Origin of the sequence: Methylobacterium sp. OAE515 (assembly GCF_041806315.1) — a bacterium.
GTDB classification, from domain to species: Bacteria; Pseudomonadota; Alphaproteobacteria; order Rhizobiales; family Beijerinckiaceae; genus Methylobacterium; species Methylobacterium tardum.
In genome coordinates, this window is the sequence record NZ_JBGMUV010000001.1 from 1,865,941 (window position 1) to 1,891,647 (window position 25,707).

General features: G+C 67.4%; 21 protein-coding genes. 13 read left to right on the plus strand and 8 right to left on the minus strand.

Annotation, left to right across the window (positions count from 1 at the left end; translation table 11 throughout):
• Positions 1-121: 121 nt before the first annotated feature.
• Positions 122-1,903, minus strand: a complete 1,782-nt coding sequence (locus ABIE45_RS09190) for a PHA/PHB synthase family protein (protein ID WP_373622249.1) — start codon at positions 1,901-1,903, stop codon at positions 122-124.
• 252 nt (positions 1,904-2,155) lie between these two features.
• On the opposite strand from ABIE45_RS09190, the gene ABIE45_RS09195 reads away from it, so the two are divergent.
• The 3 genes from ABIE45_RS09195 to bchE all read left to right on the plus strand — a co-directional run bounded on the left by ABIE45_RS09195 (position 2,156) and on the right by bchE (position 5,688).
• Positions 2,156-2,506: a hypothetical protein gene (locus ABIE45_RS09195; RefSeq protein WP_192706433.1), complete on the plus strand. Its 351-nt coding sequence runs from the start codon at positions 2,156-2,158 to the stop codon at positions 2,504-2,506.
• A 109-nt stretch (positions 2,507-2,615) separates the two neighbouring features.
• The gene (locus tag ABIE45_RS09200) at positions 2,616-3,833 is read left to right on the plus strand and encodes an LL-diaminopimelate aminotransferase (protein WP_192706434.1); all 1,218 of its coding nucleotides are present in this window, start codon (positions 2,616-2,618) and stop codon (positions 3,831-3,833) included.
• A gap of 304 nt (positions 3,834-4,137) precedes the next feature.
• The gene (gene bchE / locus ABIE45_RS09205) at positions 4,138-5,688 is read left to right on the plus strand and encodes a magnesium-protoporphyrin IX monomethyl ester anaerobic oxidative cyclase (protein WP_192706435.1); all 1,551 of its coding nucleotides are present in this window, start codon (positions 4,138-4,140) and stop codon (positions 5,686-5,688) included.
• Positions 5,689-6,088: 400 nt separating this feature from the next.
• On the opposite strand, the gene ABIE45_RS09210 is transcribed toward bchE, so the two are convergent.
• Positions 6,089-6,310: a DUF4287 domain-containing protein gene (locus tag ABIE45_RS09210; RefSeq protein ID WP_210331574.1), complete on the minus strand. Its 222-nt coding sequence runs from the start codon at positions 6,308-6,310 to the stop codon at positions 6,089-6,091.
• 321 nt (positions 6,311-6,631) lie between these two features.
• Between ABIE45_RS09210 and ABIE45_RS09215 the strand changes: the two genes are divergently transcribed.
• The 3 genes from ABIE45_RS09215 to prfB all read left to right on the plus strand — a co-directional run bounded on the left by ABIE45_RS09215 (position 6,632) and on the right by prfB (position 8,641).
• Positions 6,632-6,844 carry a hypothetical protein gene (locus ABIE45_RS09215; RefSeq protein WP_192706437.1) on the plus strand — a complete coding sequence of 71 codons (213 nt, stop codon included), beginning with the start codon at positions 6,632-6,634 and terminating at the stop codon, positions 6,842-6,844.
• Between the two features lie 113 nt (positions 6,845-6,957).
• Positions 6,958-7,317, plus strand: a complete 360-nt coding sequence (locus ABIE45_RS09220; protein WP_192706438.1) for a hypothetical protein — start codon at positions 6,958-6,960, stop codon at positions 7,315-7,317.
• Between the two features lie 195 nt (positions 7,318-7,512).
• A protein-coding gene (prfB, locus tag ABIE45_RS09225; RefSeq protein WP_192706439.1) for a peptide chain release factor 2 occupies positions 7,513-8,641 on the plus strand; the annotation gives its coding sequence in 2 pieces (ribosomal slippage) (positions 7,513-7,581 and positions 7,583-8,641; 1,128 coding nt in all).
• A 190-nt stretch (positions 8,642-8,831) separates the two neighbouring features.
• Here the strand turns inward: prfB and ABIE45_RS09230 are convergent.
• From ABIE45_RS09230 to ABIE45_RS09255, 6 genes are all read right to left on the minus strand, one after another.
• Positions 8,832-10,433 carry a gamma-glutamyltransferase family protein gene (locus ABIE45_RS09230; protein ID WP_192706440.1) on the minus strand — a complete coding sequence of 534 codons (1,602 nt, stop codon included), beginning with the start codon at positions 10,431-10,433 and terminating at the stop codon, positions 8,832-8,834.
• 156 nt (positions 10,434-10,589) lie between these two features.
• Positions 10,590-11,513, minus strand: a complete 924-nt coding sequence (locus tag ABIE45_RS09235) for an ATP-binding cassette domain-containing protein (protein WP_192706441.1) — start codon at positions 11,511-11,513, stop codon at positions 10,590-10,592.
• Entirely contained in the window at positions 11,510-12,526 is a 1,017-nt protein-coding gene (locus tag ABIE45_RS09240; RefSeq protein ID WP_192706442.1) for an ABC transporter ATP-binding protein, read from the minus strand. Before ABIE45_RS09240 ends, ABIE45_RS09235 begins: the two co-directional genes overlap by 4 nt.
• Positions 12,523-13,452 (minus strand): ABC transporter permease, encoded by a 930-nt coding sequence (locus ABIE45_RS09245; protein WP_192706443.1) that lies wholly within the window; start codon positions 13,450-13,452, stop codon positions 12,523-12,525. The genes ABIE45_RS09240 and ABIE45_RS09245 overlap by 4 nt, the downstream gene beginning before the upstream one ends.
• Positions 13,449-14,393 carry an ABC transporter permease gene (locus ABIE45_RS09250; RefSeq protein WP_192706444.1) on the minus strand — a complete coding sequence of 315 codons (945 nt, stop codon included), beginning with the start codon at positions 14,391-14,393 and terminating at the stop codon, positions 13,449-13,451. The genes ABIE45_RS09245 and ABIE45_RS09250 overlap by 4 nt, the downstream gene beginning before the upstream one ends.
• The gene (locus tag ABIE45_RS09255; protein WP_192706445.1) at positions 14,393-15,880 is read right to left on the minus strand and encodes an ABC transporter substrate-binding protein; all 1,488 of its coding nucleotides are present in this window, start codon (positions 15,878-15,880) and stop codon (positions 14,393-14,395) included. Before ABIE45_RS09255 ends, ABIE45_RS09250 begins: the two co-directional genes overlap by 1 nt.
• A 349-nt stretch (positions 15,881-16,229) precedes the next feature.
• Here ABIE45_RS09255 and ABIE45_RS09260 point away from each other — a divergent pair, with 349 nt between their 5' ends.
• The 7 genes from ABIE45_RS09260 to ABIE45_RS09290 all read left to right on the plus strand — a co-directional run bounded on the left by ABIE45_RS09260 (position 16,230) and on the right by ABIE45_RS09290 (position 25,502).
• Entirely contained in the window at positions 16,230-16,793 is a 564-nt protein-coding gene (locus ABIE45_RS09260; protein WP_192706446.1) for a PilZ domain-containing protein, read from the plus strand.
• A gap of 70 nt (positions 16,794-16,863) precedes the next feature.
• Entirely contained in the window at positions 16,864-17,472 is a 609-nt protein-coding gene (locus ABIE45_RS09265; protein ID WP_192706447.1) for a HupE/UreJ family protein, read from the plus strand.
• Positions 17,469-17,834 (plus strand): LysR family transcriptional regulator, encoded by a 366-nt coding sequence (locus ABIE45_RS09270; RefSeq protein ID WP_192707333.1) that lies wholly within the window; start codon positions 17,469-17,471, stop codon positions 17,832-17,834. The genes ABIE45_RS09265 and ABIE45_RS09270 overlap by 4 nt, the downstream gene beginning before the upstream one ends.
• Before the next feature lie 114 nt (positions 17,835-17,948).
• Entirely contained in the window at positions 17,949-18,638 is a 690-nt protein-coding gene (locus ABIE45_RS09275) for a metal ABC transporter permease (protein WP_192706448.1), read from the plus strand.
• 387 nt (positions 18,639-19,025) lie between these two features.
• The gene (locus ABIE45_RS09280; RefSeq protein WP_192706449.1) at positions 19,026-20,675 is read left to right on the plus strand and encodes a porin; all 1,650 of its coding nucleotides are present in this window, start codon (positions 19,026-19,028) and stop codon (positions 20,673-20,675) included.
• A gap of 962 nt (positions 20,676-21,637) precedes the next feature.
• Positions 21,638-23,245: a porin gene (locus tag ABIE45_RS09285; protein WP_192706450.1), complete on the plus strand. Its 1,608-nt coding sequence runs from the start codon at positions 21,638-21,640 to the stop codon at positions 23,243-23,245.
• 655 nt (positions 23,246-23,900) lie between these two features.
• Complete coding sequence (locus ABIE45_RS09290) at positions 23,901-25,502, plus strand: porin (protein ID WP_192706451.1); 1,602 nt, start codon at positions 23,901-23,903, stop codon at positions 25,500-25,502.
• Positions 25,503-25,707: the final 205 nt, after the last annotated feature.

The following is a 25,707-nucleotide window of genomic DNA, read 5'->3' on the forward strand; positions in this document are numbered from 1 at the left end:
CGCAGCGAAGCAATCCAGGGTAGCGCCACGCTGACGGATGTCGTGCTGCCCTGGGTCACTTCGCTCGTGACGACGGTGCGGTTATCGCGCCGATCCCGTTCCGATTTCGGGATGCGTCGTCTCAGGCGCGCATCCGCACGTAGGTCCCCGGGGCCGGCCCCAGGGATTGCAGCGCGTCGCCGCCCGGCTGCCGGGCCGGGACACGCTCGGGCGCCTGCGCCTCGATCCACTGGAACCAGTAGGGCCACCACGAGCCCTTGGTCTCAACCGCGGCGGCGATCCAGGATTCCAGCGTCCCCTTCACCGGGCCGCCGGTCCAGTAGCCATATTTCGGCTTGGCCGGCGGGTTGATCACGCCGGCGATGTGGCCCGAGCCCGCGAGCACGAAATCGACTTTGCCGCCGAAGGCCTTCGAGCCCTCGAACACCGAGAGGGCCGGCGCGATGTGGTCCTCGCGAGTGGCGAGGTTGAAGATCGGCACCTGAACCTTCTTGAGGTCGAGGCGGACGTTGCCGAGCACCATCCGGCCCTGCGCCAGCGTGTTGTTGAGGTAGCAGTTGCGCAGGTAGAAGGAGTGATTGGCCGCCGGCATCCGGGTGGCGTCCGAGTTCCAGTACAGCAGATCGAAGGCCGAGGGCGTCTTACCCTTGATGTAGTTGTTCACGACGTAAGGCCAGATCAGGTCGTTCGGCCGGAGCATGTTGAAGGCGTTGGCCATCCGGGCGCCCTCCAGGTAGCCCTGGTCGGCCATGCGGGCCTCGATCTGGCGGATCTGCTCCTCGTCGGCGAAGACCTTCAGGTCGCCCGCATGGGTGAAGTCGACCTGGGTGGTGAGCAGCGTCGCGCTCTTGATCCGCCGGTTGCCCGTGGCCGCCTGCATGGCCAGCGTCACGGCGAGCAGGGTGCCGCCGACGCAGTAGCCGGCCGCCGTGACCTCGGTCTCACCGGTGGCGACGCCGATCGCGTCGATGGCCGCTTCGATCCCCTCGCGCATGTAGGATTCGAAATCCTTGTCGGCGTGGCGCGTATCCGGGTTCACCCAGGAGATGCAGAAGACGGTTAGCCCCTGATCGACCATCCACTTGAAGAAGCTCTTCTGGGGATTGAGGTCGAGGATGTAGAACTTGTTGATCCAGGGCGGCACCATCAGGAACGGGCGCTTCAGCACGGTCTCGGTGGTGGGCGCGTACTGGATCAGCTCGATCAGGTCGTTGCGGAACACCACCTCGCCCGGGGTGACCGCCATGTTGCGGCCGACCTCGAACCCGCTCGGATCCGTCTGGCGCACGCGCAGCTGCCCGCCGCCGGCCTCCAGATCCTCCTCGTACATCTTCAGCCCGCGGACGAGGTTGGCGCCGTTCTCCTGCAGGGTGTGGCGGATCAGCTCCGGATTAGTCGGCAGGAAATTCGAGGGCGAGAGCATGCTGGTGAGCTGGCGCAGGTAGAATTGCGCCTTGTGGCGCGTATGCGCGTCGAGACCCTCGGCCTCGTCGACGAGGCTCTCGGCCCAGCGGGTGGCGAGCAGGTAAGCCTGCTTGATGAAGTCGAAATACGGGTTGGTCGACCACTCGGCATGGGCGAAGCGCGCGTCCCGGGACTCGGGGAGCGCCACTGGATCGGCCGGCTGGCCCTGCAGGCGCAGGTAGGTCGAACCCCACAGCGTCAGGAAGGCCTGCGACAGACGGGCCTGCGCCTCGGCGCTCCGCTTCGGATCGGCGAGCCAGGTTTCGGCCACCTGTCCCAGGACCTTGGCCGCATCGCTCAACTCGTCGCCGGGGCCGCCGGCCTGGGTCTCGGGCTTGAGGAGGCGGCCGACATTGCGGCCCATCGCCTCCACGAACTGACCCGCATTGCGGGTCAGCGCCTCGATATCCGGAAGCGGGGTCTGGATCCCGTCCGGCATCGCACCGTCTGAGACCGACTTCGGAGGTGCAGTCCGATCCGGCGCCTGCGGGCTCGTCAAGCGTGCCTCCCTGTGTTTGGTCTGTCGGCGCGATGGCGCGGGCCTCGTTTCCGACAAAATAAGGAGCGAGCCAGAGGTTTCGCCAGCCCGGCTCCCGACGTCGCCGAAACATCCGGCCGATCTTCTCATGGGCATGTGACGATGGAGCGCGCCATTTTGAACCCCGTCGCGCGTGCGCATCGCGGTGCCGCGATGCCTCGGATCGCCGGTGCGGCCGTCGTGGCGTTCCTGGCGGGATCGCTGGCGGCCTGCTCGGGCGACGTCGTGCGCTCCCTGGCCTCCGATGCAGGCTACGGGCCACGGAAAGTCGCGGCGCCGGACTTCGTCGCGGAGTCCCGCAGCAAGGAGCAGCCCGACTTCATGCCGGTGGGCGTCGATGCGCCAAAGCGCTCGGTCCGGGCGAAATCGGTCACCGGCCAGAAGGCCCTGGAGGCGGAGCTGGAGGGCGCCCGCGGGCGCAACGAGGCGCGCGGGCGCGCCGCCGCGAGTGCCGGCCAGGGCGCCGCGGCCACGATCAAGCCGGCCCCGGCGCCCCCGCAATAGCAACGCTTTTGTGGGTCGGCGACGGCGCGCAAATCTGCTACGGCAGATGGTTCGCGCGACCGGCACAGACGAGAGACGCCAGATTCGGGACGCGCCGATGGACACGCCCATGACTGACTTCCACCGCATCAAGCGACTGCCGCCCTACGTCTTTGAGCAGGTCAACCGGATCAAGGCCGCCGCCCGAGCGCAGGGCGCCGACATCATCGACCTGGGCATGGGCAATCCGGATCTGGACGCGCCGAAGCACGTCATCGCCAAGCTGTGCGAGACGGCGGGCCGGCCGCGGACCGACCGCTACTCGGCCTCGAAGGGCATCGCGGGCCTCCGCCGGGCGCAGGCCGGCTATTACCAGCGCCGCTTCGGCGTGAGCCTCAACCCCGACACGCAGGTCGTGGCGACCCTGGGCTCCAAGGAAGGCTTCGCCAACATGGCCCAGGCGATCACCGCCCCCGGTGACGTCGTGCTGGTCCCGAACCCGAGCTACCCGATCCACGCTTTCGGCTTCCTGATGGCCGGCGGCGTGATCCGCTCCGTGCCGGCCGAGCCGACCCCGGCGATGTTCCCGGCGCTCGAGCGGGCCATGCGCCACTCGATCCCGAAGCCGGTCGCCCTGGTGGTCTGCTACCCGTCGAACCCCACCGCCTACGTGGCGAGCCTCGACTTCTACAAGGACCTCGTCGCCTTCGCGAAGCAGCACGAGCTGATCCTGCTTTCGGACCTCGCCTACGCGGAGGTCTATTTCGACGGCAACCCGCCGCCGTCGGTGCTGCAGGTGCCGGGCGCGATCGACTGCACGGTGGAGTTCACCTCGCTGTCGAAGACCTACTCGATGGCCGGCTGGCGCATGGGCTTCGCGGTGGGCAACGAGCGCCTGCTCGCGGCGCTGACCCGGGTGAAGTCCTATCTCGATTACGGCGCGTTCACGCCGATTCAGGTCGCCGCCACCGCCGCCCTCAACGGGCCCGACGACTGCATCAACGAGATGCGCGGCATCTACCGGAAGCGCCGCGACGCGCTGGTGGAATCCTTCGGCAAGGCCGGCTGGACGATCCCGTCGCCCGCCGCCTCGATGTTCGCCTGGGTTCCGATCCCGGAGCGCTACCGGGAAATGGGCAGCCTCGAATTCTCCAAGCTGCTCTTGGAGAAATCCGACGTGGCGGTAGCGCCTGGTATCGGCTTCGGCGAGTTCGGCGACGAGTACGTCCGCATCGCGCTGGTGGAGAACGAGCAGCGCATCCGGCAGGCGGCCCGCAACGTCCGTCGTTTCTTCGACGGCGGCGACAAGACCCTGCACAACGTCGTGCCCATGGCCCGCGTCGGCTGAGGCGCCGCCCGGCGAACCGAGATCCGGTTCGTCACGAGCGAGCGCGGTGTCGCCAAGATCTGAAGCCGCCGTCCCGGTGCCACCGGGGCGGCGGCTTCTGTCGTCGATAGCCGAGGCTCGGTATCGGGCGCGCGGGTCTGCTTTCGACCCATGCAGGACGCTCCTTAGCTCCCAGAAACTTCCGGAAGCGGACGTTCGCCCTTCGTTGAGGCCGGTGCCGAAAGTCACGCCCTCAAGTCGTTTGTCATTTTTTGCCGAAGTGGCGCTCATACTCGGTCGATGTCGCCGACCGAAGGGTGCGAGATTGAAGATTGTTCTCGTCAACGTGCCTCATCCGGCCATCGGCAGCCGCATTCCCAAGGAGCAGCTGCCTCCCTTCGGTCTGCTCTGCATCGGCGGCCCCCTCATTGATGACGGGCACGAGGTCGAGTTGATCGATGCGGAACTCGGTCCCATCGAACTCACGGACCTGACGACGACGATCATCTCGCGGAAGCCGGAAGCCGTCTTGTTCGGCCATTCAGGTTCGTCGTCGGGCCACCCTATCATCGCTCAAGTATCCGCCGCCGTTGCTCAGGCCCTGCCCAATGTCGCGATCATCTACGGCGGCGTTCATCCAACCTATTTTTGGCGGGAGATCCTCGCGCAAGAACCACATGTCCGGGCAATCGTGCGGGGAGAAGGCGAAGAGACCGCACGACGTCTCATGCGGGCGATCGATCTGGATCATTCTCTGAGCGACATCGACGGTATCGCCTTCATCCGCGACGGGAAGCCTGTTGCAACAAGTGCGGCAACCGTAATCATCGATCTCGATGCTTATCGCGTTGGATGGGCGCTTATAGACCATGCGCGTTACAGTTATTGGGGTGGCAAGCGCGCGGTCGTGATCCAATTTTCTCGCGGCTGTCCGCATCTCTGCAACTACTGTGGCCAACGGGGCTTCTGGACACGTTGGCGTCATCGCGATCCTGTGCGGCTTGCGAAGGAAATCGCCCGCTTGCACCGTGACCATGCTGTCGAGGTCTTCAATTTCGCTGACGAAAATCCCAGCGCCTGTCGCAAGCCCTGGCGAGCCCTCCTCGAAGCCCTGATCGAGGAAGATATTTCGGTCACTTTGGTGGGCTCGACCCGCGCTGATGACATCGTGCGCGATGCCGATATTCTTCACCTTTACAAGAAGGCTGGCTTTGAACGCTTCCTCATGGGAATGGAGAATACCGACGCGGCGACGTTGAAACTGATCCGGAAGGGAGGCGCAATTGCCAGTGACCGCGAGGCCATTCGCCTCCTGCGGCAGCACGGCATCCTTTCAATGGCAACGTGGGTTGCCGGCTTCGATGATCAGACCGACTCAGATCTGTTGCGCGGGCTTCGCCAGCTCATCTCATACGACGCGGACCAGATCCAGGCACTTTATGTGACGCCGCATCGTTGGACCCCTTACTATCGTCTCGCGCAAAACCGTCTCGTTGTGCAGCAAGATTTGACGAAATGGGATTACAAGCATCAAGTCTTAGGCATGTCTCGTATGTCGCCGGTCCGTCTCTTTGCTTGGGTCAAATTGATCGAAGCCGCCGCGCAGCTTCGCCCCAGAGCGCTTATGAGGTGGATCTGGCACCCGGATCCGAAGATACGGCACGCAATCCGCTGGTACTATCGAATGGGTCGTCGAGTGTGGATCCACGAAATAGCGGCGTTTATATTCCTGGACCACGCTCGAGCTGACGGCCGAACAGTCTTCGATCATCTCGGCGCGGCACACGACCACGAGGAAGAGGCTTCCAGTGCGGCCCGTTCGCCGAAGCCTCACCTGATCGGAGCTACGACGCACGGCACTGTTGGTGCCCCTTAATCGAAGGCCACGTTCTGCCAGGCCCGTCCAGCTCACGCCCCCGAGTATGAGTTTCGCGTCCGGAGCGGCGACATCAGCCCCGGTTGCGATTGATGGACCCTGTGGTCTCGGGAGGCGTGCCAGGGCCCGCCTCCTTCAGGGCTCGTCGGCTACGGCTTGTTGGCGGGAGCCGGATTTGTCGTCGTCGCCGGCGGCGCGGGGTTTGCCGGCGCAGTGCTGGCAGAGGGCGGAGGAGGCGCGGGATTCTCAGCCTTCTTCTCGTCTTTGCAAGCCGTGAGCGCGAGCAAGCCGACGAGTGGCAGCAGATAGCGAATACGCATGGGCGTTCCTCTTGTTTGGCCAGTGTAGGCGGTGAGGAACGTCATCCGACCGCTATTCGATCCGCCGCGCCGCGTGTCGATCACTGCTTCTCTGCAGCCAGGACCGCCGCCACGATCGCGTTGGCGTGTCCGTGACCCATCCCGTGTTCGGTCTTCAACATCGCGACCAGGTCCATGTGCTTGGCCGGAAGCTTGTCGCGCACGCGTTGCAGCCACTCGCCGATGGGGCGTCCGTAAGTCTTCTCGATGGATGGGAAGTACGACGCCGGTCCCTTGGTGGCTTCAGCAGACACGGCGAGCATCCTCCGGACGGTGGCGTCGGGCGGCGGTTCGATCCTGCGGCCGTTCACAGCGCGAGGCACTTTACCGGTTGATGCAGGCCGCGCGTCAAGACCCGCTCGGAGGCAGCCCGTCGCCGGAAGATTCGACTGCCAAACAGATCCGGTGCGCCCGACACGGCCGCGTCCCAGGCGACCGACCTTGCCACCGGCAGTCCGGTCCGGATTGTTGCCGCGGGGCGACAGGCCTCGCCAAAGGCACCCAGGTCCTGCGCCGACGCTTGTCAGGGCGGATTGCGATGGCCAGGGTCAGCCGCGGGGGTCTTCCCGCGTCCCGAGAGCCGCATGCGCTGCCTGAACCTGATCGCCGCCCTGCTGCTCGCCGCCGCGGCTTCGGCCTGCGCGCCGAACCCGATCATCGCCCGGGATCCGGTGCCCGCCCCGGGGCCGGCGGACGTGTACGCGTGCGACTCGAAGCCGTTGCCGCTCAACACCTTCATGACGGATTGCCGTCCCGTGCCGGCGAGTCCGCAGGTGGTCCTGCGCGCCCGCGGCTGATCCGGTCCGGCGTTTCGGTAACCGGTCGACTCGGATAGGCCGGACAATCCGCCCGCGATCAGCTAGAGTGTAGGCCAGTTGCCGGCCCGGCCGGCCCCGTGACGGAGCATCGCGTGAGCACCAAGACCCTGATCCTCGCCGGACTGCTCGCCCTCGGGGCGGGGCAGGGCGCCTCCGCGTCGGACGCGGCCTACCCGACCGCGCCCTACCAACCGCGGGCCTTCGTGTTCACCGCCCCGAACGGTCCGACGGTCCTCCGGACGGAGGGCTGCTGCCAGGTGATCGTGCCGCCGGGACGCCCTGACCTCGCCGTCCCTCCGGTGCCGGTGGCCGAGGTGATGAACGGCGGCGGCTTCGGCTATACCGGCTTCGACTATTTCAGCGACCAGATCACCGAAGGCCGCTTCGGCGCGCGCAAGCGTCCGAAGGAGTACGTGATCGCGCCCGCCTACATCATCCCGCCGCGGTACTGAGCCGCCACAAGGCGCCCGCGGGACGCGAAATCCGCCCGGGCGTCTCAGGTCGGCGCGCGGTTGTCCCTTCGAACGGGCACCCGCCCGTGGCGATGGCGACGCGGGGCCGCGGCGTTTACAGGCCGCGCCCCGGGGGCTATCACCCCGGCCCGACACGAACCATCTCTCTCCTGCACCTCATTCCCGAAAAACCAGATGCGCGCCGAGATCGAGCAAGCCTCGGATGCCGCCAAGCAGTCTATAGGGCTGCTGAGGAGGCATCTTTGACTGGGATACAGTCGATAAACGCCTCGCGGAGCTGAACGCGGCTTCCGAGAACCCCGACCTCTGGAATGATGCCGAGGCCGCCCAGAAGGTCATGCGCGAGCGCCAGCAGCTCGACGAGGCCGTCACGGCGATCAAGAAGCTCGAGCGCGATCTTGAGGACGGCGCCACGCTGATCGAACTCGGCGAGATGGAGGGTGACGAATCCTCGATCCGCGAGGGCGAGGCGGTGATCCTGGCCGTCGAGAAGGAGGCCGCGAGCCGGCAGGTCGAGACGCTGCTGTCCGGCGAGGCCGACGGGTTCGACACCTATCTCGAAGTCCATGCCGGCGCCGGCGGGACCGAGAGCCAGGACTGGGCCAACATGCTTCAGCGCATGTATGCCCGCTGGGCCGAGCGCCGGAAGTACAAGGTCGAGGTCGTCGAGATGACCGACGGCGAAGAGGCCGGGATCAAGGGCGCCACGCTCCTGATCAAGGGCCACAACGCCTATGGCTGGCTCAAGACCGAGTCTGGCGTGCATCGTTTGGTGCGGATCTCACCCTACGATTCCAGCGCCCGGCGGCACACCAGTTTCGCCAGCGTCTGGGTCTACCCGGTGATCGACGACCGGATCGAGATCGAGATCAAGGAATCCGACTGCCGGATCGACACGTACCGGTCGTCCGGCGCCGGTGGCCAGCACGTCAACACCACCGACTCGGCGGTGCGCATCACCCACAATCCCACCGGGATCGTGGTGGCGTGCCAGCAGGAGCGCTCGCAGCACAAGAACCGGGCGACCGCCTGGAACATGCTCCGCGCCCGGCTCTACGAGGCCGAGCTGAAGAAGCGCGAGGAGAAGGCCAACGCCGAGGCCGCCTCCAAGACCGATATCGGTTGGGGCCACCAGATCCGGTCCTACGTTCTGCAGCCGTACCAGCTGGTGAAGGACCTGCGCACCGGCACCCAGTCCACCGATCCGGACGAGGTGCTCGACGGCGACCTCGATCCATTCATGGAGGCGTCGCTCGCTCAGCGAGTCTACGGCGGCGGCGAGGCGGTCGAGGATATCGACTGAGGCGGCAGCGAGGGCTGCCGCACCGTCATCACAAGCGCAGCGAAGCGACACAGGGCGGTGCGCCATCGATCAGCGTCGCGCTGTCTGGATTGCCTCGCTCCGCTCGCAAAGACGGTGGTGCCGATGGAAGCCCACCCTTCCGGGCACCCGAGGGTGAGAATGGGCAGCGCCCACCCCCGTCAAACACTTCTCAATAGCCCAGCGCCGCCCCGTCCTTGCGCGGGTCCGAGCCGGCCGCCAGCGTGCCGGCCTTGCGGTCGATCCAGATGATCTGTCCGCCGCCGAGCGGGAGCGGCGCGCGGATCGCCGGGTGGCCACGCTCGACCAGCCCCGCCATCACGGCGTCGGAGATCCCGCCCTCAATTTCGAGGCTGCCGCCATAGGCGAAGCTGCGCGGGGCATCGAGGGCCTCCTGCACGTCGAGGCCCCGGTCGAGCAGGCCGGAGAGCAGCTCGACATGGCCCATGGCCTGGTAGTGGCCGCCCATGACGCCGAACGGCGCGACGGCCTGCCCGTCCTTCATCAGCATGCCGGGGATGATCGTGTGCATCGGCCGCTTGCCCGGTCCGACGCTGTTCGGGTGGCCGCCCTCCGTGCGGAAGGACAGGCCGCGATTGTGCAGCAGCACGCCGCTCTCCGGCGCCAGGATGCCCGAGCCGAACCCCTGGAAGATCGAGTTGATCAGCGACAGCGCGTTGCCGTCCCGGTCGACCACGCAGAGATAGACCGTGTCCTTGTGAGCGCGGCCCTCGGCGACCTCCCGGGCGATCTCGGGATAGATCTCGGGCTCGCGGGCGCGGCCCATGTCGATCGCCCCGTGGGCCGCGGCCTTCCAGGCGTCGGAGAGCAGGTGCTCGATCGGGACGTTGGCGAGGGCGGCGTCCCCGAACAGGACGTCGCGATGGTGGTAGCCCTGCTTGCACACCTCGGCGAAGAGGTGGAGCCGGTCGAGGTCCGAGAGCGCGCCGACATCGTAGTGTGAGAGGACGTTGAGCATCATCAGCGCCGCCAGGCCCTGTCCCGCGGGCGGGCACTCGTACACGTCGTAGCCCTGGTAGCGGGTCGAGACCGGCACGACCACGTCGGGTCGGGCGGTGGCGAAGTCGTCCAGGGTGTGCAGGCCGCCGAGGGCATTCAGCCGGCTCACCATGTCCTCGGCGACCGGTCCCGTGTAGAAGGCGCGCGCACCCGCCTCGGCGATCGTCCGGAGCGTCGCCGCGAGCTTCGGCAGGCGGACGACGCTGCCGATTGCCGGCGGCTGGCCGCCGGGCAGGTAGGTCTCGGCGGCATGCGGATCCGCGGCAACGCGCTCGGCGCCGCGCAGCCAGTCCCAGCCCACGCGCTGCTGGACGACGAACCCGTCCTCCGCGTAGCGGATCGCCGGCTGGAGCAGCTCGCCGAGGGAGCGGGTGCCGTGCTCGCGCACCAGCAGCTCCCAGGCCGCGACCGCGCCCGGCACGGTCACGGCATGCGGCGAGGTCGGCGTGATCGCGACGCCGTGCTCAGCGTACCAGTCGGGCGTGGCCGCGGCGGGCGCTCGGCCCGAGCCGTCGAGGGCGATGGGCTTCGTGGCGCCCGCAGGGGCGTAGAGGGCGAAGCAATCGCCGCCGATGCCAGTCATCAGCGGGTCGACCACGCATTGCACGGCGACCGCCGCGATCCCGGCATCGACGGCATTGCCGCCTGCGCGCAGCACCTCGATGGCGGCGAGCGTCGAGAGCGGGTGCGAGGTCGCGACGGCGGCGTTGGCGGCGTAGACCGGGGAGCGGCCGGGGGCGGAGAAGTCTCTCACGGGATGTCCTGTCGTTTCCGAGTCGTCCAGCGGATCCCTCCCCCTTGCGGGGAGGGGTAGGGGTGGGGGTGCTTCAGGATCGAGCAGTGCGGTTCCTTCTGCGCCACCCCCACCTCCGGCTCCTCCCCGCAAGGGGGCGGAGAGGGGGCGTCCTACTCAACCAGCACTGCCGACTGGCAGCGCCACCCAGTGCCCCGGCGCCACCTCGGTGAGCGGCCCGTCGGGCGGCTGATCGTGGCCAGCGAGGTCCCGGGCGGCGAGGCGGGCGCGCTCCTCGGCCGGGTGCGGCACCGGCACCGCGGCGAGCAGCCGGCGTGTGTAGGGGTGGCGCGGATCCTCGTAGAGGGCGTCGGCCTCGGCCAACTCGACGATCCGACCGCGCCAGAGCACCGCGACCCGGTGGCAGAGGTAGCGCACCATCCGCAGGTCGTGGGAGATGAACAGGTAGGACAGGCCCATCTCGTCCTGCAGGTCCTGCAGCAGGTTCACCACCTGCGCCTGGATCGAGACGTCCAGCGCCGCGATCGGCTCGTCGGCGACGATGAAACTGGGTTTTAGGGCGATCGCCCGGGCGATGCAGATGCGCTGGCGCTGGCCGCCCGAGAACTGGTGCGGGTAGCGGCCCATGAAGCGCGGATCGAGCCCGACCCGTTGGAACAGAGCCGCCACCGCCTCCCGCCGCTCCGGGCTGCGCATGGCGCGCCGGTGCAGCTTGAACGCCTCCGCGACGTAGTCTCCGGCGCTCATCCGCGGGTTGAGGGCGGCGTAGGGATCCTGAAACACGGTCTGGATCCGCGCCCGCATCTTCCGCATCGCTCCCGCGGAGAGCTTGGCGAGGTCGGTGCCCTCGAAGGCGATCGTGCCCGAAGTCGGCGGGTTGAGCATGGTCACGGCCCGGCCGATGGTCGACTTGCCGGAGCCGGATTCGCCGACGAGGCCGAGGGTCTCGCCGGGGCGGATGTCGAAGCTCACGCCCTCGACCGCGCGGAACACCGCGCTCTTGCCGCCCCACCAGGACCGGAGGGGATAGTGCTTGGACAGGTTGCGCACCGACACGATTGGTTGCTCCAGCCCGCTCATCGAGAGGCCTCCTGGCTCAGGAGCTTCGGCAGGTCGTACCAGGCGGCGACGAGGTGGCCGGGGGCGGCGCCTTGCGCCTGCGCCAGGGGCGGCATCTCGGTCCGGCAGCGGGGTGTCGCGAAGGCATTGCGCGGCGCGAACGGGTCGCCCGGCGGGAGATGGCGCATGTCCGGCGGCGCGCCCTCGATCTGATGAAGTCGGCGGCGCCCGGCGCGACCTCCGGAAAGGTCTGGCAGGGAGCGAAGCAGCCCGAGCGTGTAGGCGTTGCGCGGATCCGAGAAGATGTCGTCGACCGGGCCGCACTCCAGGATGCGGCCGGCATACATCACCTGGACGGTGTCGCTGATCCCCGCGACCACGCCGAGATCGTGGGTGATCCAGATGATCGCCATGCCGAGTTCGCGCTTCAGCTCCTGCACCAGGGCGACGATCTCGGCCTGTACGGTGACGTCGAGGGCGGTGGTCGCCTCGTCGGCGATCAGCAGCTTCGGCCGGCAGCTCAGGCCAATGGCAATCATCACCCGCTGGCGCTGGCCGCCGGAGAACTCGTGCGGGTACTGGTCGAGGCGCGCGGCCGCGTTCGGGATACGCACGAGGTCGAGCAGCTCCTTGGCCCGGGCGCGGGCCGCGCGCGCGTCGAGGCCGAGATGGATGCGCAGAGGCTCGATGATCTGCGCCGCCACGGTCATGCCGGGGTTGAGCGAGCTCATCGGATCCTGGAACACGAAGCCGATCGCGCCGCCGCGGATGTTTCGGAGGTCCCGCTCCTTCAGGGCGAGCAGGTCGCGCCCCTCGAACAGCACCTGACCGCCTGTGATGCGGCCGGGCGGGCGCGGGATCAGGCCCAGCATGGCGAGCACGTGCACGCTCTTGCCGGAGCCGGACTCGCCGACGATCCCCAGCGTCTCGCCCTCGTGCAGGGTGTAGGACACGCCGTTGACCGCGTGGACCGCCCCGCCGTCGGTGTCGAAGGCCACCGCGAGGTCGCGGACTTCGAGGAGGGGCTGGGTCATGTGCGCTGCCTCGGGTCGAGGGCGTCCCGCAGGCCGTCGCCGAACAGATTGAAGGCGAGCACCGCCAGGAAGATCGACAGGCCGGGCCAGATCGCCATCCAGGGCGCCTCGTCCATGAAGTTCTTGGCGGTGTTGAGCATCGCCCCCCAGGACGGCTCGGGCGGCTGCTGGCCGAGGCCGAGGAACGACAGGCTCGCCTCCGCGATGATAGCGGCCGCGATGGTCAGCGTCGCCTGGACGAGGATCGCCGGGACGATGTTGGGCAGGATGTGGACCCGGGCGATCCGCCAGGGCGGATTACCCATGGCACGGGCCGCCTCCACGAACTCCTCCGCCGCCACGGCGCGCACCTGCGCCCGGGTCAGCCGGATGAAGGTCGAGGTCGCCGAGAGGCCGATGGCGATCATTGCGTTGACGAGGCTCGGACCGAGGAAGGCGGCCAGCGCGATCGCCAGGATCAGGAACGGGATCGCCAGCAGCGCGTCGGTCAGCCGGGAGATCGCGCCGTCGATCCAGCCGCCCGCGTAGCCGGCCAGCAGTCCCAGCGGCAGGCCGAGGGAGACGGCGAGCGCCACCGAGACGAGGCCGGCGCCGAGCGAGGCCCGCGCCCCGAAGATGATCCGCGAGAGCACGTCGCGCCCGACCTCGTCGCCGCCGAACGGGTGGGCGAGGCTCGGCGCGCCGCGGACGTTGCCCCAGTCTGTGGCGGTAGGGTCGTAGGGGGCGATCCAGGGGGCGAAGACCGCCATCAGCACCAGCAGGCCGACGATGACGAGGCCCGCGACTGCGCTCTTGCGCGCGCGCAGGCGTCGCCAGAAGGCCGCAAGGGTGCCGGGCTCCTGGAGGACGACGTGGGCGGGGGTGCCGGACGGGGCGGCCTCCAGGCCGACGGCCTCGGCGCGGGCGATCTCGCTGCCGGTGCTCATGCCCGCCTCAGCTTCGGGTTCACGGCGGCCGAGAGCAGATCGGCGGCGAGGTTCAGGGCGATGTAGGTGGCGGCGGTGCAGATCACGACGCCCTGTACGGTGGCGAAGTCCCGGTTGAACACGGCATCGACCATCAGCTTGCCGAAGCCCGGCACGGAGAAGACCTGCTCGGTGAGCACCGCCCCCGACAGGAGCTGCCCGAATTCCAGCGCCCCGAGGGTGATGATCGGGATCGCGGCGTTGGGCAGCGCGTGCCGCAGGGTCACCCGCAGCGGGGAGACACCCTTGGCGCGGGCCGTGCGGACGTAGTCGGAGCCGAGCACGCCCAGCATCGCCGCGCGGGTGTGGCGCATCATCACCGCCGCGATGGCGTTGCCGAGCACGAAGGCCGGCATCACCATGGCGGCGAGGTTTTCGGACAGGCTCTCGAACGGCGAGACGTAGCCCGAGGCCGGCAGCCAGCCGAGCTCCACCGAGAACAGCAGGATCAGCAGGATCCCCAGCCAGAAGTTCGGCACCGACAGGCCCCAGAGGGCGATGCCGTTGGCGACCGTGTCGGCGGCCTGGCCGCGCTTGACCGCCGAGAGCACGCCCATGGGCACGCCGATGGCGAGCGCCACCAGCATGGCGAGGCAGGCGAGTTCGAGGGTCACCGGCAGCTTCTCGACGATCAGCTCGGAGACCGGCTTCTGCAGCCGGATCGATTCGCCGAGATCGCCCCGCAGCACGCCGCTGGCCCAGTAGGCGTAGCGCACCGGCAGGGGCTCATCGAGGTGGTACTTCTCGCGGATGAAGGCGATCACCTGCGGGTCGCGCTCCTCGCCGGTCAGCGCCGTGGCGACGTCGCCCGGCAGCAATTGCTGCAGGGCGAAGATGATCATCGAGGCGAGGATCAGCGTCGGGACCGCCAAGGCGAGGCGTCGGGCGAGAAAGCGCAACATCAGTTGAGCTTCAGGCCGGTGAAACGCACGAGCCCGTCCGGATAGGGCACGAAGCCGGTGAGCTTCTGGCTGTAGGCCCAGAGCAGCTTGCGGTGCAGGATGTAGATCCCGGGCCGGTCCGTCAGCACGTGATCGGCCAGCGCCTTCCAGGCTGCCTTGCGCTTGGCCGGATCGATCGTGCCGCGTTCGGCCTGGAGAGCCGCGTCGGCCTCCGGGCTGCAGTACTTCGGGTAGTTCAGCGCCGCCTTGCAGAACAGGAAGCTGAACGTGTTGCCGTCCGGATCCGAGCGGCCGCTCCAGGAATAGAGCTGCGCCTCGTAATTACCCTTGTCGGCGGCATCGAGCGCCGTGGTGAAGTCCACTGCCTGGATCTTCACGTCGAAGCCCGCTTCCTTGGTCATCGCCTGGATCACTTGGCCCACCTGCGGCGACTCGCTGTTGGCGTAGACGGTCAGCGTGATCTGCGGGTTCGGCTTCCCGGCCTCGGCCAGCAGCGCCTTGGCCTTGGCGACGTCCCGCTTCGGGATCGGGTACTCGGCGACGTAGTTCGGGTTCTTCGGGTTGACCCATTGGTTCCCAGCCAGGAACTCGCCGTTGTAGACCACCTGATTGATGGCGTTGCGATCGATGGCGGCCTCGAAGGCGGCGCGCACCTTCGGGTCGGAGACCGGCGAGCCGGCCTTGTGGGGGTTGAACAGGATCTCCTGGAAGCCGAGCTCGGTGGTCGAGTCGAGCTTCAGCTTGGCGTCGCGCTTCACCTGCGCCACGTCGGTGGGGGCGAGCCGCTCCAGCAGGTCGAGCTGCCCCGCCCGCAGGTTGGTGAGCCGCACCGTCGCGTCGGGGATCGGCCGGAACTCGATGCGCTGGATGCTGATCGCGTCCTTGTTCCAGTAGTCGGCGAAACGCTCGACCACGATCCGGTCCTGAGGCACCCGCTCGACGAACTTGTACGGACCGGCGCAGACCGGCGCGGAGGCGAACTTGTCGCCGAGCCGTTCGGCGGCCTTGGGCGAGACCATCATGCCGGCCCGGTCGGTGAACTGCGCGAGCAGCGGCGCGAACGGCTGCTTCAAGTTGATGCGGAAAGTCAGGTCGTCGACGACATCCACGGAGTCGATCGGCGCGATCTCCGAGCGGCGCTGCGAGCCCGGCATCTTCATGTGGCGCTCAATCGAGAACTTGGCCGCCGCGGCGTCAAGCCTTTCGCCGTCGTGGAACAGCACGCCCGGGCGCAGGTGCATGGTCAGCGCCTTCTCGTCAGGCGAGAGTTCCCAGGAGGTCGCGAGCTGCGGCACCGGCTTCAGATCGGGCCCGATATCCACGAGCTTGTCGCAGAGGGCGGCGAACACCATCCGGCTCGCGAAGGTGCGGGCGAGCGTCGGGTCGAGGGCGTCCGGATCCTCCATCATGCCGTAGCGCAGGGTCTGCGCCGCGGCGGGCCCGGCGACAAGGGTTCCGGCGAGGAGGCAGGCGGCGAGACGCAACATGGGACCGGTCCGGATGCAGGCGCGAGGAGTGGGACGGGACCGGCGCGACCGATCCATGCGACGACGGGCAGTGTCGTACGCCGCCGTGGTATGCACAATCCCAAGGCAGCATCCATGCCAATCAGTCAATATGCATTTTGTATGCAATCAGATCGCCCGCGCCACCGCTGCGGATGACCGCCGATGGCCTGCTTTCGCTAGGGTTCCGAATGAGTCCTCTGCCTGCCGCGATCTAAAGAACAGCGTGCACGAGACAGAAGATCAGTTCAATTTTACAGACCGCATGAATGTCTCGTCAGGCTGATCCATCGCACAACGCAGCCATGTTTCGGGTACGGCGTTGAAGGGCATGAATGGCCAACGACACCACGTCATCTTGCCTGCCCTGTGCTGGAATCAGCGCCGCCGGGATTTCTACGCTATCACAACGGACGTCTCGACCGAGGGCATCCGCTTCCGATCCTCATCCCGGCTGAGCCCCGGCGAGGATCTCACCTGCAGCATACGTCACATCGGCCTTCTCGAGGCGCGGATCGACCGGGCGGTCGGTGAGGAATTCACCGTCTCGGTCCGGGGTGGCCGCTCGGCGTTGACGGATCTGGCCCGCCAGTTCGTCGCGCTGTCGCGAGCTCAGGACCTGCGGCCCGAGGTGGTGCGCGTCCATCACCGCATCGTGCCTAAGCAGAAGATCGTCCAGGTCACACTGGATGGCGGCCTTGGCGTCTCGGGTCACGTGCTCAACATCTCGGCCTCCGGCGTCGCGCTGCTGGTCGAGCAATCGCTCGAGATCGGCGCAACAATCCAGGTCGGGCGGAAGCTTGCCCGGGTAATGCGTCACTTTACGCATGGAATCGGCGCCGCCTTCCTGGAGCCGTTCGAGCCGAGCGCGGTCCACGAGGCGATGACGTTGTAGCGGCGCGGGCGACCCTCGCACCGACGCGGAAACGGCGCTACATCTGCCCGGGACCAGCGAAGGATCTCCCATGAAGCGCCTGCTCAAAGCTCGACTCGCCGTTCCTCTGGCTGCGCTCCCGACCGCGCTCGCGCTGCTGCCGCAGGCGGCGCTCGCGCATCCGGGCCACGGCGTCGCCACCGGTGCGGAAGCCGGGTTCCTGCACCCGCTGATGGGCGCCGACCACATCCTGGCAATGGTCGCGGTCGGCCTGCTGGCGGCGCTGCGGGGCGGGCGGGCGCTCTGGGCCCTGCCGCTAGCGTTCCTGGCGCTGATGAGCGCGGGAGCCGGGCTCGGCATGGCCGGGATCGCGCTGCCCTATGCGGAGACCGGGATCGCGCTCTCGATCGTCGTCTTCGGCCTTGCGGCCATTTTCGGCCTGCGGGCGCCGGTTGCCCTGCTCGCCGCCCTGGTCGGGGTGTTCGCGGTCTTTCACGGCTACGCACACGGTGCCGAGACGCCGGAGACTGCCTCCGGCCTGTCCTTCGGGCTGGGCTTCCTGGCGGCCACGGCCCTTCTCCACGCGGCCGGCATCGGCCTCGGGATCGGCGCGACACGCCTCGGCGTCGGCCGCACGGCGCCAGCCCTCGGCGCCGGCTTCGCCGCTTTCGGGCTCGCCATGCTGGCGCTTCCCGCCTGAGCGCGGTCGCCGAGACCCCTGCGGAGCGCACACCGCGTCTGAGCATCCGCATCGATTTCGGGCCCGGGCACCGTCTCGGGCCCGGCAAGGTCCGCCTTCTGGAGCTGATCGCCGAGCACGGCTCGATCTCGGCTGCGGGCCGGGCGCTGGGCATGTCGTACCGGCGGGCTTGGCTCCTCGTGGAAGCCATGAACACCGGTTTCGGACGCCCGGTCGTCGAGGCGCAGACTGGCGGTCGGACCGGGGGCGGCGCCCGGCTCTCGGCGTTCGGCGGCGCGGTGGTGGCGCAGTACCGGGCCCTCGAAGCGGCCGCGGAGGCGTCGGCCGCGCCGTTCCTGGCAAGGCTCCGGCAGCCCGGCTGAGCGTCCGTCCCCCTGAACCGGTCGCGATGTCACAGGGCCTCCGGGGCTGACGCCGGCGCTTCCCGCCCCAGGTCCCGCCCGCCGCGCCAATCCGGCCGGCGAAGGGATCCCATGATGTCGAAACTCTTTATGCTCGCCATGGCGGGCCTGCTCACCGCCGCGACCGGAGCGCAGGCCGCCGCGAAGGTCGAGCGCCTGCGCGGAACGATCGAAGCGCCCGACGGCAACGGCTTCACGCTGAAGACGGCCGACGGCAAGTCCGAGCGGATCGCGCTTGCCTCGGACGCCAAGGTCTCATGGGTCGTGCCGGCCCAGCTGGACCAGATCAAGGACGGCGTGTTCATCGGCACCGCCACGAAGGGGGAGCCTCCGGTGGCGCTGGAGGTCGTGCTCTTCCCCGAGGCGATGCGCGGCACCGGGGAGGGGCGCTACGATTGGGACATGATCCCCGATCGGACGGCCGGCGGCTCCCAGGTCAAGAGCGCCATGACCAACGGCACCGTCACGGCTGCACCGGCCTCCACTGCACCGGACGCCCCCCGGGTGAAGAGCAGCATGACGAACGGAACCGTCAAGGCGAGCGGCGGCGGCGCGGAGCGGACATTGACGGTGGATTACGGCCAGGGCCAGTCCATCCAGATCCTGGTTCCGCCCCAGGCGCCGGTGGTGACCTTCGAGCCGGCCGACAAGGCCGCCCTGACCGCCGGCGCCAAAGCCTTCGTCGTGGTCGGGCGCGACACCGACGGCACGATCACGGCCCGCCGGGTGGCCGTTGGCAAGGACGGCCTGACGCCGCCGATGTGATCCGCCGCGGCTGTTGCTCACGCGGGAGCCGCCCGCGAATCGCGCCCGGCCTGCCGGAAACGGGAGGCCGGGCTTTTCGTGACCAGAAACGCAGCAGAGACGCACCGCGAATTGGCATCCGGCTGCGGCGATTGGGGAATTGCCGGCTAACTCACCCCAAAATTGTTGCCAGGCGGCAACATCGCTTCGGAACAGCCAAGCCGGATCAGAATCCTCGTTGCCGGCCGAAACCCGTTCGCACATGGTGAGGGTGCACGGGGGCATCGCCAAGCGAGAGCCCGCAGGAGCCTGCCGCTCAAGACGCAGGCCAAACCTACAGAACGTGCGGCTAGACCCGGAAAACCGGGCACGTCCGCATCATCGGGTCTCGAAGCTTTGGAGATATCTATGAAGCTCTTGAAGAGCTCGCTGCTCGGGTCCGCAGCCGCATTCGCGGCCGTGGGTGCCGCGCACGCCGCCGATCTTCCGGTGAAGAAGGCGGTTCCGATCGAGTACGTCCGGGTCTGCACCGCCTACGGCGCCGGCTTCTTCTACATCCCCGGCACCGATACCTGCCTGCGCATCTCGGGCCGCGCCCGGTTCGAGGGCGGCTACCAGACCAGCTACTCGCGCCAGTACGGCAACAACATCGGCGACACGTCAGGCTACCAGGGCCGGATGCGCATCAACCTCGATGCCCGCACCCAGACCGCCTACGGCACTCTGCGCGCCTTCGTCCGCCTCGATGCCGGCGCCCGCACCGGCTACTCCGGCGTCGGCCAGTCCGGCACCCAGCAGCGTATCGGCCAGGCCTATGCCGGCATCGGTACCGACCAGTTCGGCCGCGACTCGCAGTACATGAACGTCGACAAGGCGTTCATCCAGTTCGCCGGCCTCACCGCCGGTCGCGCCTCCTCGTTCTTCGACTTCTACGCCCACGACTTCGAGATCGCCGGTGCCACCGCGGGCTCCGACATCTTCTCGACCAACCTGCTCGCCTACACGGCCACGATCGGCAACGGCCTGTCGGCCACGATCTCGATCGAAGATCCGGTCTTCCGCCGCACCCCGATCTTCTCGCCGTTCGGCGTCTCGCCGACCGTCTCCACCGGCAGCGCCTCGAACTTCGGCGTGCTTGTCCAGCCGACGCCGATCTTCGTCGGTCCGGGCCGGTTCGGGCTGGTGGACAGCATCGAGAAGTCGCGTCTGCCCGACTTCGTCGGCGTCGTGCGCCTCGACCAGGCCTGGGGTTCGGCCCAGATCTCGGCCGCCACCCACGAGCTGAACGCCGGCAACCTGTCGAGCGCCGCCAATGCCGGCGGTCTCGGCACCGGTCCCATCCTGGTGCCGGCGCACACCAAGAACGTTCAGGGCTGGGCAATCCAGGGCGGCCTGAAGATCAACACCCCGTTCATCGCCCCGGGCGACGCCCTCTACCTGCAGGGTGCCTACGGCGACGGCGCGCAGCTCTACACCGGCTACTCTCAGTACACCGGCTCGTACATCCAGAGCACGACCACCATCCAGGGCCAGAAGTTCGCTCAGTACTTCTCGGACGCGACGATCAACCCGTTCACCGGTCAGCTGCAGACCTCGCAGAGCTTCACCGCCGTCGCATCGTACCTGCACTACTGGTCGCCGGAGTGGCGCTCGGCCGTCTTCGGCTCCTACGGCGAGCAGAGCTTCTCGCAGAGCGCGCGTGCGGCTCAGGGCGCGATCTACGGCCTCGTGAGCGGTCTCACCGGTGCCCCCGGCTTCGGCACGAACGCCGTCGGCGTTCCGGGAACCCGGTTCTACCAGCTCAGCCAGGCGCTGCGCGACACCTACCAGTTCGTGGCGGGTGCCAGCCTTATCTGGTCGCCGGTCAAGGATCTCGATATCGGCGTGGAGGGCTTCTACACGCAGATCGGCCTGAAGAACGGCCGCGCGATCGACCTCGACAAGAACCCGGGTGCCTACAACCTGGTCTCCCAGATCAACGCCGGCACTTACGTCCCACGGACTGCCACGCAGGACTCGGTCTCGCAGGTCCGCTTCCGCGTCCAGCGCGACTTCTGATCGACATTGCCGGGGCCGCGGCCCCGGCAGTTCCCGTGCTGCACGGACCTCAAGGCTCGGCTTCGGCCGGGCCTTTTTCTGTGCGCGCGGCCATTCGCAGGACGGCCCCCACCGACGCGATGCTGAGGACCGAGCCTGCGCATCGGGCGGCTTCGGTGGGCCGTGACCGTGTCCCGGATGCCGGCCTCCGGCCACCCGTTCCCGCTCGGCCGCCGAGCTGCCGCGCCTTGAGGCTGCGTCGCACCCGGATCGCGTAAAGCCGCATCCGTCGCGACCGCGTCGCGCCGAGCAGGCCTCGCCGTGCGGCCGCGGGAGCGAACCGGCCAATCTCGCCAATTGCGGCGTCCAAGCCGAACGCGATCCGACCGGGTGCGCTTGGTCGCAGCCGCGCGATGCGCCCCGACTATCCCAATCGGAATCTATCGCGTCGGAGCGCCGAACGGTCCGCGATCGGGTCGGGGGCGTCGTGCTGATCGATTCGCCGATTCGGCTGGACTCGCGCCGAGTCGTCGTCCCGGCGTGGCACCGGGTGCCATATCCGCACCGCCCATCCCCGAAATCCGAGGCGCCGCAACCCGTCTCAGTGCCCATTTGTGCGCGATGGCGAAACGCCGCCACGGCTATCAAAATCTTCTATTATCAATCTCGATAATGCATAGATAAACGAAATATATTATTCGAAATCTCTATAGTAAATCCGACACGTTTTCATAAATGTACTGACTAGTTAGCTAGATCTGTGGCTGTGGAGCAACAAAGAAAACAATGATAAACGCCGTACACGATTCAGTGTTGATCAGATCGTGGTCGATCAAACACTGTGCCGCTGCAAACGGCATCTCGGACGCGAGAGGCCTGATGATCGCATCAGATTTGATGTCGATCATTGTATAAAATGCCGTTCAAAGCACAATTGTGTTCAATGAATGGTGTCATCGGGTCTCGAAGCTTTGGAGATATCTATGACGCTCTTGAAGAGCTCGCTGCTCGGGTCCGCAGCCGCGTTCGCGGTCGTGGGTGCCGCGCATGCCGTCGATCTTCCGGTCAAGAAGGCGGTTCCGATCGAGTACGTCCGCGTCTGCGGCGCGTATGGCGCCGGCTTCTTCTACATCCCCGGCACCGATACGTGCCTGCGCGTCTCGGGCCGCGCCCGGTTCGAGGGTGGCTACAGGACCGTCTACACGCGTCAGGCCGGCACGAACGCGGGCGACGACGCGGGTTACCAGGCTCGGATGCGCATCAACCTCGATGCTCGCACCCAGACCGCCTACGGCACCCTGCGCGCCTTCGTCCGCCTCGATGCCGGTTCCCGCACGGGCTACGACCGCTCCGGCACTCAGGCGCGGATCGGGCAGGCCTACGATGCCACGGGCGTCGATCAGGCCGGCCACGCACAGCAATACGTGAACGTCGACAAGGCGTTCATCCAGTTCGCCGGTCTCACTGCCGGTCGCGCCTCCTCGTTCTTCGACTTCTACGCCCACGACTTCGAGATCGCCGGCGCCACGATGGGCTCGGATGTGTCGTCGACCAACCTGCTCGCCTACACGGCCACGATCGGCAACGGCCTCTCGGCGACGCTCTCGATCGAAGATCCGGTCTTCCGCCGCAGCCCGGTCTTCTCGCCAGCGGCGGGTACCGCGCCCGTCAGCCCCGTCTTCGTGGGCTACACCAACGGTGCTCCGTCCAGCTACAGCGCCATCGACGACATCCAGCGCGAGCGCCTGCCGGACTTCGTCGCCGCCCTGCGTGTCGACCAAGCCTGGGGTTCCGCGCAGATCTCGGCCGCGGCCCATGAGCTGAACACAGGAAACCTGACCACGGCGGCACCGCTGCCGGCTGCGAGCCGCGTGACCGCCGGCATCGCTCATACCAAGAGTGTCGAAGGCTGGGCGGTCCAAGGCGGCCTGAAGATCAACACGCCGTTCATCGCCCCGGGCGATGCCCTCTATCTCCAGAGCGCCTACGCGGATGGCGCCCAGATGTACACCGGCTACTGCGCCTTCACGGGCTGCTATACTCAGGTCAACACCTTAATCCAGCTTCAGAAGATCGGGCAGACCTTCGCGGACGCGACCATCAACCCGTTCACAGGCCAGCTGCAGACATCGACCAGCTTCTCGGCGGTTGCATCGTATCTGCACTACTGGTCGCCGGAATGGCGCTCCGCCATCTTCGGTGCCTACGGCGAGCAGGATTTCACCCGCAGCGCACGCCTAGCCCAGGGCCTGATCTTCAATGCCGTGAATCCGAACGGCGCCAACAGCTTCGGGTCCAACGGCGTCGGCGTGCCGGGCACGCGGTTCTACCAGCTGAGCCAAGCCCTGCGCGACACCTACCAGTTCGTGGCGGGCGGCAGCCTGATCTGGTCGCCGGTGCGCGACCTCGATATCGGTGTGGAGGCTCTGTACATGCAGGTCGGCGTGAAGAGCGGCCGCGCGATCGACCTCGACAAGAGCCCGACCGCCTACGCGAACGTCGCCGGCATCAACAACGGCACCTTCGTGCCGCGCACCGCGACGCAGGACTCGGTCTCGCAGGTCCGTCTCCGCGTGCAGCGCGACTTCTGATCCGCAACGCCGGCGCCAGAGCCTCAGCTCTGGTGCCGGCCCCCGTGCAGGATGACTTCGAAGCCCGGCTCCGTGCCGGGCTTTTTTTGGGCGTCGCGGCGTGACGCTGACCGGCTCTGATCCGGCGGCAGGAGGCATGCGCCCCGACCCTCAGCCGCTGGTCCCGTGCCCGCCCGATCAATTGCCGGCGTCTAGCGCCGCGCGAATCGCAGGCCGTCCACGTAGGCCGGAGCCCGGCGGAGGGCTGCCCGAATAGCCGAATGGTCGGCCGCCGGTCGCAAATTCTGCCCGCTGTGGCCAAAAGGTGGCGCTTCCAAAACAACAATAACAAGATACGAATGCGCCTTTATCCGTGTTATTCCATGTAATATAGATCTATAGCTAATGTATATATCATTACAGCACCGATAATTTTACTCTTGTGAGTTACGGCCAATCTTGTTGTGCAGCTGCAACAAGATCGCGTCGAGTTTCATAAACGTCGCGTTCTCCGTTGATGCTCCCGAAAAGGCATTGCAGCATAAAGTCGAAGATGAATCAGCTTAATGAAAGCAGAAAACATCTTCTACAAGCAGGATGAGAAGCGAAAATATTTTCTCAAATACAAACAACGTCTCGCGAAGCTGCTGTCATGCTCGTAAGACCGGGGGTCACAATGCGTTTGTTCAAGCGTTTTCTGTTCGGGTCCGCCGCTGCCTTGGCGGTCGTGGGTGCTGCGCATGCCGCCGACCTGCCGGTCAAAAAGGCGGCTCCGATCGAGTACGTTCGGGTCTGCACCGCCTACGGCGCCGGCTTCTTCTACATCCCCGGCACCGACACCTGCCTGCGCATCTCGGGACGCGCCCGGTACGAGGGTGGCTATCAGACCAGCTACAGCCGGCAGGCGGCCAGCGGTGGCGACACGTCGGGCTACAGGGGTCAGCTCCGCATCAACCTCGATGCCCGCACGCAGACCGCCTACGGCACCCTGCGCGCCTTCGCCCGCCTCGAGGCCGCGTCGCGCACCGGCACCATCCATTCGGGCACGCAACTGCGCATCGGCCAAGCCTACGGTGCCGTCGGCGTGGACGAGCGGGGACGGTCGCAGCAATATGTGAACGTCGACAAGGCGTTCATCCAGTTCGCGGGCCTCACCGCCGGTCGCGCCTCCTCGTTCTTCGACTTCTACGCCCACGATTTCGAGTTCTACGGTGCCACCGCCGGCTCGGATAATTCGTCGACCAACCTGCTCGCCTACACGGCGACCTTCGGCGACGGCCTCTCGGCGACCCTGTCGATCGAGGATCCGGTCTTCACCCGTTCGCCGGTCTTCGCGCCGACCGGCAGCACCCCCGCGGTTAGCCCCGTCTACGTCGGCTACGCCGACGGCATCCCGTCCCGCTTCGGCAACGTCGATAGCGTCCAGCGCTCGCGGCTTCCCGACTTCGTCGCCGCCCTGCGCGTCGATCAGGCCTGGGGCTCCGCCCAGCTCTCGGCCGCCACGCACGAGATCAACGTCGGTAACCTGAGCACCGCCGCGGTGGCGGGCGCGGGCGGCGTGCTTACCGGGATCCCGCACACCAACTCGGTCCAGGGCTGGGCCGTGCAGGGTGGCGTGAAGATCAATGCGCCCGTCATCAGCGCCGGCGACGCCCTCTACCTGCAGGGCGCGTATGCCAAGGGCGGGCAGATGTATATCGGATACTGCATGGTGGCCGGCTGCTACGCGCAGGCCAACAGCGGCTGGGACGGTCAGAAGTTCAACCAGTCCTTCGCCGACGCGACGATCAACCCGTTCACCGGACAACTCCAGACGTCTGCGGGCTTCTCGACGGTCGCCTCATACCTGCATTACTGGTCGCCGGAATGGCGTTCGGCGCTGTTCGGGTCTTACGGCGAGCTGGACTTCACCCGGGGCGCCCGTCTCGCCCAGGGGGCGCTCTTCGGCCTGTTGAATCCGAACGGCGCCAACGCTTTCGGATCCAGCGCCGTCGGCGTACCTGGCACCCGCTTCTACCAGTTGAGCGAAGCGCTGCGCGACACCTACCAGTTTGTGGTCGGCGCCAGCCTGATCTGGTCGCCGGTGAGCGATCTGGATATCGGCATCGAGGCGTTCTACACGCAGGTCGGCGTGAAGGGTGGCCGTGTCATCGACTCCGACAAGAGCCCAACGGCCTACGCTAACGTCGCGGGGATCAACAGCGGCGCCTTCGTGCCACGCACCGCGACGCAGGATTCGCTGACGCAGGTTCGCTTCCGCGTCCAGCGCGACTTCTGATCCCTGCGCCGGCGCGGGGATTTTGTCTCGGCGCCGGCACATGACGTCGGGCTCCAGCCTCAAGCCGGGCCACTGGCAGCAGGTTGCACGCTCAAGGAAGCTGCGAACGTTGTGTCCGCAACTTTTAATCCCAGTTCACGGAACAGGTCGCGCGCTTTGTTCCCGGCTGCGCGTTGCCGCCCCCCGCCAGCGCTGATACGCCGAA